This window comes from Vibrio rubrogenes (assembly GCF_059641415.1).
Genome location: NZ_JCARSY010000037.1, coordinates 21636 through 35880, shown reverse-complemented (window position 1 = coordinate 35880; position 14245 = coordinate 21636). Strand labels below are relative to the sequence as shown.

Below are 14245 nucleotides of genomic sequence, written 5' to 3'. Positions count from 1 at the left end.
TCCTTACTTTAAAAACAGTCAATCAAACTGTATGACAAAAACGCCAGCAAATTGCTGGCGTTTTTTTTGCGTCGAACCCTACGAATAGATAATTGAAATCAATCAGGTCGGAAGAATAAAGAACAGCTCAACACGCCGGTTACACGCCTTCCCTTTTTGCGTCTGGTTGGTACATGCCGGAACAACATCTCCATATCCTCGGGTATAAATCGAATCGAGAGAAACTCGGTTATTTGCAATGATCCGTTTGACGGCTTCAGCTCGTTTTTTCGATAATTGATCATTGTAACGGGAATCCCCAAGATCATCCGTATGTCCGTCAATCACCAGTTCAAGACCATATGCAGTGGCCAGATAATTTTTTACTTTCTCTAACCAAAGCCTTGATTCCGGGGTGACATTCGCAGAACCGACCGCAAACTGAATGGTCCGCTTGACCCGCACAATCATAAACTGACCCGGTAAGACTTCGTAATCAATACGGTTATTGAGCAAAAAACGTTGCAATGACTGATAAGTGCTATCGGCTCTCTTCTGTCCTTGCGGCCCCTGAACACCGGAGCGTACCGTCTTCGGCAACGTGCCCCACTCAGGATAACGCACATCTGAGTTATCCTTGGGTGCCCTATCCAGCATGTTGTCATCGAACAAGCGTTCAGTGACAAGTGAACCACACCCGAAAAGACAGAAGCTTAGTAGATAAACGATAAACTTCATTGATTCACGATCCTTATTTCCGACATACTCACTTTATCGGCTAAATCATAAAAACTTTATAGCTGATTTTTCGACATTTGCCTGATTGTGAAGCAAGAAAGATTGCCTTTATCCGCGCTTTTCGATGAAATACGTCTATCCGCGAGATCCCCAAATACGAATTCGAACGATATCGTCTCTGAGATACCAAAAGAGCCGGCGAGTGATTCATTGTGAACGGGGATCATCGATTCAACCCAAGGAACAGATTCATCATGGATAAAAATTATATTTTCTCTCTCTTCATGTTTGTCATCGCCGGGATTTTTATTTACCGCAACTGGAAACGAAGCCAGACCGCTGCAAAAAACATCAGTGAAGGAAAAGCATTTCTGGAACAAAATGCGCAACAAGAAGGTGTCGTGACGACAGAAAGCGGCTTGCAATATCAAATTCTGCAAGAAGGAACCGACACGCAGCACCCGATGCCAACCAATAAAGTCAAAGTCCATTACCACGGGACGTTATTAAACGGCAAAATGTTCGATAGCTCAGTTGAACGCAAGAAGCCGATTACCTTTGGCGTCAAACAAGTCATTAAAGGCTGGCAAGAAGGGTTACAATTGATGGTTGTCGGTCAGAAAATGCGTTTATTTATTCCGGCACATCTGGCCTACGGAAATCGCGGTATCAGCACCATTCCACCCGGTTCGATGCTCATTTTTGACGTTGAACTACTCGATATTCAGTAATATCTGTCGGTTATATCAGAGAGCTGCTCATGCAGCTCTCATCATCGTATGCTACCCAGCAGCTGATGTCTCATCAGTCAGCGGATAGAAAACTAAGCCGTGCTCAGTGACCAGAAAGCAGTCCATCCCTGCCGCATGAGCGGCTTGTTTCCCAAGATCGGTATCTTCAAATACGACACACTCTTTCGGTTTCAGTTGAATGTGGTGACAGGCTTTCAGAAACGTATCCGGATGAGGTTTATGATTTTCCACATCACTTGCGGTGATAACCGTGTCCAGTTTATCTAGCAATCCGGCATTTTTTAATAGAGACAGTGCATTATCCCGATGACTCCCCGTTCCGACTGCAAGCTTCCTTTCTCCGTACGCTTGTTCCAGAATGTCACAGGTCAGTGCAATTCGCTGATATTGGTTATCAAGCAAGCGAAATACATCTTGTTTAAACTGTGAAACATCATGTGGGTTCAAACATAAACCAAAGCGTCGGTTAATCTCACCGACAACTTTGATACTCGGCATCCCCCCCATACTATGCAACCATTGTGCAGTGAAGGGAAAACCAAAATGTTCCGATGCTTTTTTCCAAGACGCAACATGAGCTGGCATGGTGTCAAGCAACGTACCATCCATATCAAAGATCAGTCCCTTATATTGGGAAAGGCGGGTCAGCAATTCGGGTTGAGAGGCATGCTCAATATAATATGATTGAGAGGTGTGAACCGCAGGTTCAGGCTGATTCATAGACTTCTTTCCTACTTTTAGCACTGGCAACAACTTCTCTGACGAGAAAACAGACTAAAAACGGGCTCGCAGGCCCACTTGATCTCATTCGATATTACGATAACTTAGTCTTATTTGATAGCAGACAGAATCGCCTGAGGCGTCTCCCAAGTGTAGATCCACTCCGAAACATCACTACCGCAGGGAGAGTGCCAGACTCTATCCAGCGTATGTAAGCCCCCAAGGTGATCATAAAACTCAATGGCCCGAATATTCTGTTCCATCACCTCAATATACACACCACCATCCGGGAAATAGTGCTGAATCCATTGGGTGACTTCTTTTAGCAATAACTTCGCAATCCCCTTTCCCTGAAATTCGGGAGCAACGTGCAGGGATTCAATCACGGTACCTTTTTCAAAATCGTGATTACCAAACGCACAAATAAAACCACAAAGCTTACCGTTTTCTTCTGCCACAACCACATGCTGATTAATGGGCGGATTAATTAATCTGGCCTGCCAGATCAAACGCCGATCTTCTTCGACTTCATCCTGAAGATAATGAGCTTCCATAACACCCTGATAATTCTGTTGCCAACTTTGGGCATGCAATTCGGCAATTTTTTCAAAATCACTATATTCAGCTACTCGAATATCCATTTAATAGCCCTTCTAACTTCCTGTTAGCTCTGTTCTCTACATTTATACTGTCATTATTTTACCCACAAGCATAACATTCCGGTAAAATATATGACCAATTGATTACCGTACGACGCCATTATTATTTTTGCAAGCAATCAACATCCTGCCACAGCATATTCAGTTTTTTCTACCGTAATATCGCTTGATTACATACAATTACTCGGAGTCAGTGGCAATAAATGGAAAAACGGTGACTTACAGAGGCGGTACATGTAGCTCGGAAACTTTTCCCTGTTTGCTTTCATGCAAATGAATGGTCAAAAAGATAGCAAATGAAATAATAATCGCCACCAACGAAATATAGATTGCATTCCGAAACCCATGTTGTTGTGCAACAAACCCCATTAAAGAGGTACCACACATCGTGCCGACTGACATCGCGTTAGTATAGAAAGCAGAAACCTGCCCCACCCGTTTGGGTGCTGAGTCTTGTAACAGTGTAATCCCTAAACCAACGAAGATTCCGTAAAAAAGACCATTTAACAGTTGCAGCGCTAACAACCCTTCGAGACTCGAAACATATTGAATGCCGGTATAAAACAACATGGCAATGACGAAACCCACCATCATCAACTGCATTTTGCCGAAACGGTGTGACCAGGATGCGGAAAGAAGCATCACCGGAATTTCTAATGCTGCCGTCAAGCCCATAAAAATACCCGGATATGAAACCGGCAAATCGAGCTCTTTGGTGATAAAGAGTGGCATCGCATTGATATAAGTACTGTTTGCCATATTCGCAAATAAAATACCGACCCCGAGAAACCAGACTTTATAAGGAAAAGGCGGAACCACTTCATGCGAAGTTTCAGATTTCGCAACCTTTGGCACAGACGGCAATAAGCGCCACACCATCAAAAAAACGAGCAGCGCAATACCAGCAGCCAGCATAAAATTGACCCGAAAGCCAAAAGTACCGACCGATGCAAAAGCCAGAGCCGGTCCTGCAATCCAGACCAGTGAAACCGAAGAACGCATCTGAGAGTTGAGCTTTGTGCTGTCTTTACCTGACCGCTCAGCAAAGCGTCGAATCATTGCTAACAGCAAAGGAATCGATGACGCACCGAACGCCATAAAGCACCAGCCGACAATAATCGCCTGCCAGAATTGAGTCAGTTGAGAGAAAGATAATGCTGCCAGACACAAAAAGCCAACTGCGATCAGCAGCAGTATTTTACTATCGATGCCTTTGTCCGCCAGACGCCCCAATATTTGGCTAATCAGAATTGTAGAAATCGCAGTACCGACGGTATAAAACCCGATATACATCGGTTCAATACCTAAACCTTCGATAAGAAACAAGCTCATCACTGGTAAAATAAATGAAAAAGCCATCGCAGCCAGTCCATTCAACCAGAAGTAAACACCTGAATCTCCTCTGAAAAGCTCAAATTTCATCCAATAATACCTTAACCTTTATGCTCAAAAACAATCGACAAAACCTGAACCAGCTCAACTTGGTCGGGAAACAGGAACGATTCATATCGTATAAAGACAAAAAAGGAGAGCTAAAAGCTCTCCTTTCCGAAAACTGGGCTACAACTTTTAATTAAAGTGCGGCTTTTGCTTTCTCAACAAGCACAGCGAATGCTGATTTATCAAATACTGCAATATCAGCTAAGATCTTACGATCGATCTCGATAGATGCTTTCTTCAGACCGTTGATGAAACGGCTGTAAGACAGACCATTTTGACGAGATGCCGCATTGATACGTGCAATCCACAGTTGACGGAATTGACGTTTCTTGTTGCGACGGTCACGATATGCATATTGACCAGCTTTAGTCACTGCTTGGAAGGCAACACGATAAACTCGAGAACGAGCACCGTAATAACCTTTAGCTTGCTTTAGAACTTTCTTATGACGTGCACGAGCTTGTACACCACGTTTTACGCGAGGCATTCTGCTTCTCCTAAACTAAACGAATTCAAAACCAAAAAAGAATTAAGCGTATGGCAACATACGTGCAACAGCAGCCACTTCACATTTAGGAAGGACAGAGTTTGGACGTAGATGACGCTTGTTCTTAGTCGTACGCTTAGTCAGGATGTGACGTTTAGTCGCGTGCTTGTACTTAACACCACCAGCAGTTTTCTTAAAACGCTTAGCAGCACCTTTATTGTTTTTCATCTTAGGCATGATGAATAACTCCGCATTGTTCGATTTTAATAACCATGTAATGAGGGCGAATAAAACCCCACCGTACTCAGACGACAGGGTTTATTACTTGCAAGCCGGTCATTACTTCTTCTTAGGGGCTAGCACCATAATCATTTGACGTGCTTCGATCCGACTAGGAAAAGATTCTACAACAGCAATATCTGCCGTATCTTCTTTCAGACGGTTCAAAACATCGACACCGATATCTTGGTGTGCCATTTCTCGGCCACGGAAGCGAATTGTTACCTTCACTTTGTTGCCTTCTTCAAGGAAACGTAACAGGTTGCGTAGTTTTACCTGGTAGTCTCCAATATCAGTTCCAGGACGGAATTTTACTTCTTTAATCTGGATCTGCTTTTGCTTTTTCTTCTGCTCTTTTGCCGCTTTGCTCTTCTCGAAGAGGAATTTACCATAATCCATTACACGACAAACAGGCGGTTCTGCATTTGGACTGATTTCAACAAGATCCATCCCGGCTTCTATAGCCGTATCAAGCGCTTCTTGAATTGAAACAATCCGAGAATCTTCACCTTCTGCTCCCGATAAACGGACTTCACGTACACCACGAATTTCTCCGTTGATACGATGTTGGTTTTGTTTGGCCGGCACTTGGCCACGTCTTCCACCTTTAATAGTTTATTCCTCCAGATTGAGCTTACGGCTTGAAACTTCGGTCCGGACCAACTCAATGAAATCATCCAGCTTAAATTTACCCAAGTCTTTGCCTCTTCGTGTCCGTACTGCGATTTCGCCAGCTTCGACTTCTTGGTCACCACAAACCAACATATACGGCACACGTTTCAAAGTATGTTCGCGAATTTTAAAGCCTATCTTTTCATTTCTCAAGTCTGCTTTTGCCCGAATCCCACATTTTTGTAGTTTTCGCACTGTATCCTGAACATAATCAGATTGTTTATCAGTAATATTTAATACGACAGCCTGCTCTGGTGCAAGCCAAGTCGGGAAAAATCCTGCATATTCTTCAATTAGAATACCGATAAACCGTTCCAATGATCCTAAAATCGCTCTGTGAATCATCACAGGGACCAGACGCTCATTGTTTTCACCGACATAAGTCGCGCCCAAACGGCCCGGCAGATTAAAATCGAGCTGCACTGTACCACACTGCCATGTACGGTCAAGGCAATCATGCAGGGTAAATTCGATTTTCGGTCCGTAGAATGCCCCTTCACCCTCCTGAATTTCGTAATCGATATTCATGGATTTCAGTGAAAGCATCAATGCTTCTTCAGACTTATCCCAGATTTCATCGCTGCCAACCCGTTGTTCAGGACGAGTTGAAAGTTTCACTGCGATATTTTCAAAACCAAATGTCCGGTAAACATCGTAGACCATTTCGATACAAGAAGTAACCTCTTGCTGAATCTGTTCTTCAGTACAGAAAATATGTGCATCATCTTGTGTGAAACCACGCACACGCATAATACCATGCAGAGAACCTGACGGTTCATTCCGATGGCATGAACCAAACTCAGCCATCCGCAATGGTAAATCACGGTAGGATTTCAGCCCTTGATTAAAAATCTGGACATGGCCGGGACAGTTCATTGGCTTAATCGCGTATTCACGATTTTCAGAATTAGTCGTGAACATCCCTTCGGCGTATTTATCCCAGTGTCCTGAACGTTCCCACAGCACGCGGTCCATCATTAGCGGACCTTTCACTTCCTGATAATCATATTCTGTCAGTTTTTCACGCACAAAGACTTCTAAGTCGCGGAAGACCGACCAACCGTTATGATGCCAGAACACCATGCCCGGGGCTTCCTGCTGCATATGGAATAAATCGAGTTGTTTACCGATTTTGCGGTGATCGCGTTTTGCAGCTTCTTCCAGACGAGTCAAATGTGCACTCAGGGCTTTCTTATCATGGAAAGCTGTACCGTAAATACGCTGCAACATTTTATTGTCACTGTTACCGCGCCAGTAAGCGCCGGCCACATTCAATAATTTAAAATGCTGACAGAATCCCATATGAGGAACATGAGGACCGCGGCACATATCAATATATTCTTCATGATGATAAAGCCCGGGACGATCATCACGCGCCACATTTTCGTCCAGGATTTCTATCTTGTATGGTTCTCCACGAGATTCAAACGTATCACGTGCTTCCTGCCAACTTACATTCTTTTTGACCACCTGATATTTGGTTTTCGCCAGCGCTTTCATCCGCGCTTCGATTTTTTCCAAATCATCTTGCGACAAGGATTGTTCCAAATCGATATCGTAATAAAAACCACTGTCGATCGTTGGACCAATCGCCATTTTGGCATCAGGATACAGTTGTTTGAGTGCATGTCCCAATAAGTGGGCACATGAGTGACGAACAATTTCCAAACCATCAACGTCATCTTTTACCGTGATGATTTCTAAGCTGGCATCGTTTTCAATGAGATCACAGGCATCAACACGAACCCCGTCAACACGCCCGGCAATGGTTGCTTTCGCAAGACCCGCACCAATAGACAAGGCTACGTCTGAAACTGAAACTGGGCGATCGAATTGACGTTGACTACCGTCAGGAAGAGTAATAATAGGCATGATTTATCCTTTACAGTGGTGTTGCGCACCAAGCAACACATGTTTCATTAATTCGCACATTTTGTGTTTTTTAGAGAAAAACACGCGACATAAAAATAGTACCCATTTTGATGCAAATACGGATGCACCATCCTGAGTACCTTATCGACTATTCTAAATCAACGAGATGAAATCACAACTCATTTATCAGATTGATTGATATTCTTCTGTATTAAGCTCAGCGTTGAAAACAGCTTTTTTGCCCTGACATGTTTCCTGCGCGATCAACTGATGGGCTTTCTGACTAATTTCATGCATCTTTCTTTGTAAAACCGCCACTCCGGTATAATCCATCAATAACATCGAGGATAGTGCCAACATTGCCAGTTCAGCCTCATCAGCAATATATTCTAATTCTTTGATTTTACTGTTCATAATAACCTTATGCCTCACGTTGATTTTGTATATTTTGCTATAGTGCAATAAATTTTATGAGATCTGCTACCAACAACTTTCAATTAGTCCGAAAAACAAACTGAGCAACGTAAAAAGTTCAACAGACGAACCATTTACCATGATAAAATCTACAATAAAATCAATATCTTTAATGATAATATTGTTAACTATCATATGCGCTATCTTAAGGATTGATTTTGCATCCCACTGTTATATTCATTCGGAAAATTTTAAAAAGTAAGGGCCTCTCTTATGCCCGGCTGGCAACCCTTTCCGGCATTGATGAATCCAAAATTAAACGTGTTTTATCCGGACGCCAGTCAATGACACTGGAAATGAGGGATCAGATTATGGCGGTACTCGGTGTTGCTGAGATGACGCAAGCCGATCATCTCAACAGCGCCGAATACCTGACACTCTGGCATCAAATGCCTCCTAACCTCAAACAGGTAGTGCTATCACTCATGACAACGATCAAGTTTGAGACGCAACGTTCATAAAATGGCATCGATGAATCTTTTGCCAAGAGGACTAATTCACTGGCCATTGTCCCGCGGAACTCCCTCCGGAAACGATCGTCTTGGCGTTTTGTGTGATCTCATCAACGATCGCATTTGCCAGTGCTGCCGCCAGTTCCTCAGAGCGGGCATGTTCTCCTTCCGTTACAAATCCTTGTCCTTCAAGTTCCGTCAGAATCCGTTGTTTCAATGATGATTTACTTAGTGCCATTATTTTCCTGCCTTAACTGTGGAAGAGAGATCCGAGTGAGGCTTACCGGTATAGGCACAGATACAGTCACCTTGTACGACGCCTTTCCCGCCATTCATCGTGATCAAGTCTGCGGTAAAACGCATATTGGCCGCCGAAGCTTCCCAGTCTTTTTCGATCACTTCCAGTCGGTTTCCCATCACTTTTAACTGATCATTCAATTGAATCACGGTATTTCGTAGCTGACCGACGGTTGTGACCCAATCCCCTGCGGTGGCAACATGTAGATTGCCCAGACTACCAAGCTCAAGATTGTCCCCGGCCAGCAATTCAACCGCCCCCAAAGCCTCGATCTGTTTTTTCCCCGTAATCTTTTCCTGACTATGCTCCCGGATATCCAATCGGTGTTGGCCAATCGCGCCCTGATAATGCTGTGCCTGATCCTGTATCTGATATGCACAACGGCTCATTTTTTGGTCGGTTTTATCGGTAATATTACCAACCCCGTCAATCCGTCGGCTGACTTCATCCCGTTGTTGCTGTACCTGTTCACCGGGTTCAAGTGATGGCAGCATATAATTGAAACCATAAACGCCCCGAATGATCGGTCGATCACTGCGACCATAAGCGAATGCAATTTCCACCAGCATGCCTTCCAGCGGATACGCCAGTAATCCTGATTCAATGCCACCCATGGTGACCGGCAGCGGAATCGAATGATAAACCGGCACTGAGGAATCCGCCTGAAGATCAGCATCCAGCATCTGCACATCAACTGCATAACGCGGCCGGAACGGATCGGTGATCTTCCCTTGCGGCACGACATCACGGACCGCTTCAATCCGGCCGAACAACGGTAAGTGATAGCCAGCGGAAAGTTCCGGGAACTCATTATAAACCTGCTGTTTTCGCGCTCCCGCTTCGCTGCTGGCCGGTTGCCAGTAAGCCGTCATATCGTCTTCGATCAGATCTATCCGAGTAATCCGATGACCATTCATCACCCGGCCGGGTCGTAGCATCGGATACGGAACAAACGTAACACTAGAATTGGTCTGACGTGAGGTGAATTCAGCCGGAACTGACATTGGTTTCCCAGAAAAAAGACTCTCGGCATAGCCCCCCACATAAATATTCTGATCCGTATCCTGAAACCAGATACAGTCTTCAATCGCAAACGCTTTTGCCAAAGCATCCAAACATTGATAGCCGTTCCCCTGATGGACAAAGTTGGGAATCACTTGTCGCATATATCCGGCATCCGGATATTTAAAATCCAGCCCCGTCAATACTGTCAGTTGATCGAGCACATCAATCGCTGTCGGGTGCTCAAGGCTGATCGGCCAGCGCTGACTGAGAATCCCGGCATTTTCTTTGACCGTAATTTTGAAGAAGCCATTTTCTGCCGGCTGAACTTTATCAATATACCCTTCAAAGAAAATCCACAAATCATGCTCATAACCGATATCCAGCCGCACCAGTTCAAACCGTTCCGGGGCCTTTTCAGCCTGAATGGTGAAAATCGCCTTGCCACCGAGCGACAATTTGAGACTGATCATATGTCGCGCCAGATGGACTTCTTCACCGGAAATATAGAGGCGTTTTTCTAAATTCATCGGCCCGCCTCCTTATTTTGCTTCAATGACTGCTGAAAACGGGGATTTTGAATCGGTTCAGCTTTGGTCTGTGCTTTTTGACGTGCTTCTTTCTGCTCAGCAACACTGTTTGATTCTTTGAGCTGGAAAGACACCTGCCAAGCCATCACATTGTCCTGCTGCGCAGCAGAAAAGCGCCCTGAGAATCTGACCTTCTTAATTTTAAACGCGTTCGCCATCTCTTCGACAATCGTGTAAACCATGCGATTGCCTTTGTCATCCTTGGCCGAACTCATGGTTTGCAGCGCTTCCAGCTTGTGAATATCGTGAAAAGCAATTAACCCTGAGACATTGAGTGTTGCCGCTTTATCGCCCTGTTCTGCTTGTTCAGTCCCGGACGATTGGGCACTCATATCTTTGCTTTTCAATTCCCGTTCAAAACTGACGGTAAGGTTTTTTAATCCAAATGTCTGACCGTTTAAGGCGAACATAGTAACTCCTCGAAGAATGGCATCGGCGATGCGCTGAGTATTAAACTGGCAACCGCGTAGCGATGATAATTGGGCGGCAACATCTCCGTTAACCGGTGACTTAAGCTTGCCAACTCACCCGTTAAAGCAACTGACCAGACTTGAGCGTCCATAGTTTGCATTGCCTGGAGCGTGTCGTTGACCGTTTGCAGTGTCGATTGACGCTTTTCCGCCAATTGACGCAGCTTACCAATCACATTGACTTGATCACTGGCCAGTGACTCCAACGTCGCCACTTGCGTGCCTAATGCGGCATTCATACCAACAAATGGCTTGGTCGTCAGCGGGGCGACCGCTTTAAACCGGGGCTGAATAATTGGCGCCGGTTTGCGTAATTTTTCATGATCAGCGGCCAGTAATGATTCAGTGTGACGCTGAGCCTGACACCATTCAGGCAGCGGCATCACCGCCGTAACCCGTTTGAGCTGCTCGGCAAACTGCTGTCGGGTCGGAGCGGTTAGCATCACTGCAATGGCGTGAAGCTGGCCACTGGGCCGATGCGAATCCGCATAATCTCTGAGTTTCTCAGCCAAACGTTTGACCGCGGCATCGGTATCAAGAACCTCACCGGATTCCGATTCGCTCCCGACCTGAAACTGATACGGCGTCACCGTCAGGACTTGGCCTTGAGTGAGTAAACGATCCAGTTCTGCGCGCAGGTTCAGTAATGCCTGAGCATCTTGGCTAAGCGGATGGCGGCCGAAAGCAGCATCACTTTCCAGTGCGGACAAGCGGTCTTCGCCATGGTCAGCACCGATCTGATCGATCACCGAGGACGCTCGGGTTTGGATCCCATTGGCCGATGTTGGCCATGTGAGTGATGATTGAGTCCACATAATTAGCCCTCGTCCGTTGGCCGGGTCGGGCGGGTATCCCCCACCAGTACCGGATTACCTGCATCATCCGTAGTGGTGTAATCGCGCAAGGCAATCGCATAGCCATACCAGTCTTCAGCAGTCAGTTGCTGTCTCTTTGTATCGCCGGTAGCGTGATACTTGAGCTGGATATCGACATCAGCCAGCTCTTTTTGAACCCATTGGTATTCAGATTCTGCTATCTCTTTTTCCTGAGAAGCGCTATCAATTACCCAGTCACCAATATCACTATCCCAATAACTATGTAATGGTCGAGTTTTGAGTGTCCAGTCTTCTGGAATTGGACCGAGAGTACTGTGAACTTTTGTCGAATAAGTCGTCTTGTGCGTAATCAATGAGCCTCGATAATCTTCGATATATTTGGTGCCATTTTTATTTTTGAAAGCAACAACGGCAAATCCAGATTTAGGTTCTCGAGGACGTACCGTGATGGCATTAGCTGGAATATGAAATATCCCCCCACGCTTTAAAGCCTCTGTTGCAACGGTAGAAACTTCTCTTGTGACTGTGTCAAATTGCCAGTATTTCATAGTGGACCCTCTATATGTAAATAGCCATTGGACGAGCGATGTTGCGGACTCTTAACCGAGCGAAATCTGATGTTATATTCGCTGTCTCCAGACTTTTTGCCCCAGAAGTAATCACTTTTGCATTTCGATCATTATTATCAAGCGCAGCAAAATTTGCTGATATTGAATCAGTTGCCTTATCAAATTCAAAACCCAAAACTCTTTTATGTTCGGCAGAACGAAGATTAGGAACTAAAATATTATAACCATCACCATCACCTACAAATGCTGAGGAATTTTGCCATGAGTTAATACTACGCTCAGCATCTATACCTCGTCCTTGATCAAGTACTCTCAGAAATTCCCCCCGTATTTCTCCTGTATTAATCGTATCTCCGGTCACCAAATGTGGATATGCTTTGGCTAAACGCCAATAGACAGAAATTGGTAAATCTGCATTTATCTCCATGACCGCTTCTTCTGGCGGCGTCGTATCAAGCCAGAAGAAAGGTTGTCCCACTTTTCCACCATACGGAATCCACCAGAATGGGGCTGACGGATCGGACCACCCATCATGTCGATTTAATGGATCATCTGGGTTTTTTCCTAAACAAGTCATATTCGGGCCTGCGTACATTTGCCAGAATTTTCGTTCTCCGGTTCCAGAATCATAAGTTGTACAAACGTCCCCAGTTCGATAAACGCGATCTGGCTGATATGGTGCGAATTGAGCATTGCTATCCGTTAGAACAGAAGTCCATTTATTTGGTACGGAATGGTAGAAAAAGAGCGCGGGTTCCTGCTGGCTCCCTGACCCGGCAATAATTGAATAATCGCCATCCGGGTGCTGAATTTTCATCCCCTGACACTCTGTTGATTTGCCTGTAATCAGATCAGAGGCGAAATGAATTAACCCAGTCGGTGCACTATCCAACGCAGTATTATCAGTAATCATGCCCAAATCGACAGGCTGACCAAATCCCCCGAACTGATCCAAGGCTTGTTTCAACTGCCACGGAGAGATTACACCGTCCCCTCTGCCAGCTTTCACATTGCCGTCAGTCGCCAGAGTCACCACACCTTTACTTGTTGTAGTCGCGTTGGGGAGCTTGCTCTCATCAATACCTAAATGTCTCAGATCGGTGACACTGCCATTCGCTTTCACTGCGGCTATCTGAGTCACATAGTGTTGTATTCCGTGATCCACATAGTCGGTTAAGGGCGTGGCACTCACCACCAATTTCCACTGAGTTGCCCAGCGGCTCAATACATCACCCTGCCAACTCACATCCAGATATATCCCATCACCGGCTTGAACATTGGGGAGGATTATTTGTACGTCATTCACACAACGTAATCCGCCCACATATCCCACACCGGGAGAACACTGATAGTCACTACCCGAAGCTTTGACCTGAAATCCATTGCCAAAAAATGATGCATCCCCAAACAGATCCCAACATGCCAAACGTAAATCGTCATCGATACCATACAATCGGGCGTGATAATCGACCTGCCAGCTTTCCGGGGTCACGTCAATCTTCGCAATCGAGGCCGCCCCTGAATATTGCTGCACGCAGGAGCGAACACTCGACATCTCCGGCTCTTTGGTCTCTGTCATTTTGTGCACCACCAAACCGCATGAATTGGCGGTCTGCTTGTCATGCAGGTAAATCGCATTAAACGTAAATGTTTTTACTTCACCGGGGATCACCACCGAATAAATGATTGCGTCATCATTTAGCTTCGCCTGCTGCGTGACATCTTGTTGATAAACCCAGTAAGCCGGATCCGGCAGCCCCTGATTGCGATCGATTGTTTGTTCTGGGTCTAAATCAGGGATGTAAGCAAAAATCATCTCATTCATATCCGGGGCCTGCCCGTTGATGATGCGATCTTGCAGATAACGTTCAAATTCTAAAGGGATCACAACCTGACTCATGATAAAAACCTTCTTCTTATTTACTTACTGATCAGCCAGAAAACTGCCATAAGCTT

General features: G+C 45.3%; 17 protein-coding genes. 2 read left to right on the top strand and 15 right to left on the bottom strand.

Annotation, left to right across the window (positions count from 1 at the left end):
- Nucleotides 1-102 precede the first annotated feature (102 nt).
- Nucleotides 103-717, bottom strand: coding sequence for an OmpA family protein (locus AC55NX_RS17990; RefSeq protein WP_496996980.1), 615 nt, complete (start codon nucleotides 715-717; stop codon nucleotides 103-105).
- Nucleotides 718-971: 254 nt separating this feature from the next.
- On the opposite strand from AC55NX_RS17990, the gene bamJ reads away from it, so the two are divergent.
- Complete coding sequence (gene bamJ, locus AC55NX_RS17985) at nucleotides 972-1448, top strand: BamJ family beta-barrel-assembly machinery protein (RefSeq protein WP_496996979.1); 477 nt, start codon at nucleotides 972-974, stop codon at nucleotides 1446-1448.
- Between the two features lie 51 nt (nucleotides 1449-1499).
- Here the strand turns inward: bamJ and AC55NX_RS17980 are convergent, their stop codons facing one another.
- The 8 genes from AC55NX_RS17980 to AC55NX_RS17945 all read right to left on the bottom strand — a co-directional run bounded on the left by AC55NX_RS17980 (nucleotide 1500) and on the right by AC55NX_RS17945 (nucleotide 8012).
- Nucleotides 1500-2078, bottom strand: a complete 579-nt coding sequence (locus AC55NX_RS17980) for a beta-phosphoglucomutase family hydrolase (RefSeq protein ID WP_496996981.1) — start codon at nucleotides 2076-2078, stop codon at nucleotides 1500-1502.
- 221 nt (nucleotides 2079-2299) lie between these two features.
- Nucleotides 2300-2830 carry a GNAT family N-acetyltransferase gene (locus AC55NX_RS17975; protein WP_496996978.1) on the bottom strand — a complete coding sequence of 177 codons (531 nt, stop codon included), beginning with the start codon at nucleotides 2828-2830 and terminating at the stop codon, nucleotides 2300-2302.
- Between the two features lie 237 nt (nucleotides 2831-3067).
- The gene (locus AC55NX_RS17970) at nucleotides 3068-4270 is read right to left on the bottom strand and encodes a sugar efflux transporter (protein WP_496996977.1); all 1203 of its coding nucleotides are present in this window, start codon (nucleotides 4268-4270) and stop codon (nucleotides 3068-3070) included.
- A 151-nt stretch (nucleotides 4271-4421) separates the two neighbouring features.
- The gene (gene rplT, locus AC55NX_RS17965) at nucleotides 4422-4775 is read right to left on the bottom strand and encodes a 50S ribosomal protein L20 (protein WP_021019837.1); all 354 of its coding nucleotides are present in this window, start codon (nucleotides 4773-4775) and stop codon (nucleotides 4422-4424) included.
- A gap of 42 nt (nucleotides 4776-4817) precedes the next feature.
- A complete protein-coding gene (gene rpmI / locus AC55NX_RS17960; RefSeq protein ID WP_027694124.1) occupies nucleotides 4818-5012 on the bottom strand; it encodes a 50S ribosomal protein L35 in 195 nt (64 codons plus the stop codon).
- Nucleotides 5013-5114: 102 nt separating this feature from the next.
- The gene (gene infC, locus AC55NX_RS17955; protein ID WP_496996976.1) at nucleotides 5115-5642 is read right to left on the bottom strand and encodes a translation initiation factor IF-3; all 528 of its coding nucleotides are present in this window, start codon (nucleotides 5640-5642) and stop codon (nucleotides 5115-5117) included.
- 27 nt (nucleotides 5643-5669) lie between these two features.
- A complete protein-coding gene (gene thrS / locus AC55NX_RS17950; protein ID WP_496996975.1) occupies nucleotides 5670-7598 on the bottom strand; it encodes a threonine--tRNA ligase in 1929 nt (642 codons plus the stop codon).
- 186 nt (nucleotides 7599-7784) lie between these two features.
- Nucleotides 7785-8012 (bottom strand): hypothetical protein, encoded by a 228-nt coding sequence (locus tag AC55NX_RS17945; protein ID WP_496996974.1) that lies wholly within the window; start codon nucleotides 8010-8012, stop codon nucleotides 7785-7787.
- A gap of 218 nt (nucleotides 8013-8230) precedes the next feature.
- Between AC55NX_RS17945 and AC55NX_RS17940 the strand changes: the two genes are divergently transcribed.
- Complete coding sequence (locus tag AC55NX_RS17940) at nucleotides 8231-8533, top strand: helix-turn-helix domain-containing protein (RefSeq protein WP_496996973.1); 303 nt, start codon at nucleotides 8231-8233, stop codon at nucleotides 8531-8533.
- Nucleotides 8534-8564: 31 nt separating this feature from the next.
- Here the strand turns inward: AC55NX_RS17940 and AC55NX_RS17935 are convergent, their stop codons facing one another.
- From AC55NX_RS17935 to AC55NX_RS17910, 6 genes are read right to left on the bottom strand one after another with little or no spacing between them, the layout of a single operon-like run.
- Complete coding sequence (locus tag AC55NX_RS17935) at nucleotides 8565-8762, bottom strand: hypothetical protein (protein WP_496996972.1); 198 nt, start codon at nucleotides 8760-8762, stop codon at nucleotides 8565-8567.
- The gene (locus AC55NX_RS17930; protein WP_496996971.1) at nucleotides 8762-10354 is read right to left on the bottom strand and encodes a hypothetical protein; all 1593 of its coding nucleotides are present in this window, start codon (nucleotides 10352-10354) and stop codon (nucleotides 8762-8764) included. Before AC55NX_RS17930 ends, AC55NX_RS17935 begins: the two co-directional genes overlap by 1 nt.
- Complete coding sequence (locus AC55NX_RS17925; protein WP_077336924.1) at nucleotides 10351-10824, bottom strand: baseplate complex protein; 474 nt, start codon at nucleotides 10822-10824, stop codon at nucleotides 10351-10353. Before AC55NX_RS17925 ends, AC55NX_RS17930 begins: the two co-directional genes overlap by 4 nt.
- Nucleotides 10812-11699, bottom strand: coding sequence for a hypothetical protein (locus AC55NX_RS17920; RefSeq protein WP_496996970.1), 888 nt, complete (start codon nucleotides 11697-11699; stop codon nucleotides 10812-10814). Before AC55NX_RS17920 ends, AC55NX_RS17925 begins: the two co-directional genes overlap by 13 nt.
- Nucleotides 11700-11701: 2 nt before the next feature.
- Entirely contained in the window at nucleotides 11702-12268 is a 567-nt protein-coding gene (locus AC55NX_RS17915; protein ID WP_496996969.1) for a hypothetical protein, read from the bottom strand.
- A 10-nt stretch (nucleotides 12269-12278) separates the two neighbouring features.
- Complete coding sequence (locus tag AC55NX_RS17910; protein WP_496996968.1) at nucleotides 12279-14189, bottom strand: phage tail-collar fiber domain-containing protein; 1911 nt, start codon at nucleotides 14187-14189, stop codon at nucleotides 12279-12281.
- Nucleotides 14190-14245: the final 56 nt, after the last annotated feature.

Bases quoted from the DNA above. Each gene is read 5' to 3' on its own strand.
- AC55NX_RS17935 (WP_496996972.1), bottom strand. From the start codon at position 8,762: ATGGCACTAAGTAAATCATCATTGAAACAACGGATTCTGACGGAACTT.
- AC55NX_RS17990 (WP_496996980.1), bottom strand. From the start codon at position 717: ATGAAGTTTATCGTTTATCTACTAAGCTTCTGTCTTTTCGGGTGTGGT.
- AC55NX_RS17930 (WP_496996971.1), bottom strand. From the start codon at position 10,354: ATGAATTTAGAAAAACGCCTCTATATTTCCGGTGAAGAAGTCCATCTG.
- AC55NX_RS17945 (WP_496996974.1), bottom strand. From the start codon at position 8,012: ATGAACAGTAAAATCAAAGAATTAGAATATATTGCTGATGAGGCTGAA.
- AC55NX_RS17970 (WP_496996977.1), bottom strand. From the start codon at position 4,270: ATGAAATTTGAGCTTTTCAGAGGAGATTCAGGTGTTTACTTCTGGTTG.
- thrS (WP_496996975.1), bottom strand. From the start codon at position 7,598: ATGCCTATTATTACTCTTCCTGACGGTAGTCAACGTCAATTCGATCGC.
- AC55NX_RS17915 (WP_496996969.1), bottom strand. From the start codon at position 12,268: ATGAAATACTGGCAATTTGACACAGTCACAAGAGAAGTTTCTACCGTT.
- AC55NX_RS17975 (WP_496996978.1), bottom strand. From the start codon at position 2,830: ATGGATATTCGAGTAGCTGAATATAGTGATTTTGAAAAAATTGCCGAA.
- AC55NX_RS17920 (WP_496996970.1), bottom strand. From the start codon at position 11,699: ATGTGGACTCAATCATCACTCACATGGCCAACATCGGCCAATGGGATC.
- AC55NX_RS17980 (WP_496996981.1), bottom strand. From the start codon at position 2,078: ATGGATGGTACGTTGCTTGACACCATGCCAGCTCATGTTGCGTCTTGG.
- AC55NX_RS17925 (WP_077336924.1), bottom strand. From the start codon at position 10,824: ATGTTCGCCTTAAACGGTCAGACATTTGGATTAAAAAACCTTACCGTC.
- bamJ (WP_496996979.1), top strand. From the start codon at position 972: ATGGATAAAAATTATATTTTCTCTCTCTTCATGTTTGTCATCGCCGGG.
- rpmI (WP_027694124.1), bottom strand. From the start codon at position 5,012: ATGCCTAAGATGAAAAACAATAAAGGTGCTGCTAAGCGTTTTAAGAAA.
- AC55NX_RS17910 (WP_496996968.1), bottom strand. From the start codon at position 14,189: ATGAGTCAGGTTGTGATCCCTTTAGAATTTGAACGTTATCTGCAAGAT.
- rplT (WP_021019837.1), bottom strand. From the start codon at position 4,775: ATGCCTCGCGTAAAACGTGGTGTACAAGCTCGTGCACGTCATAAGAAA.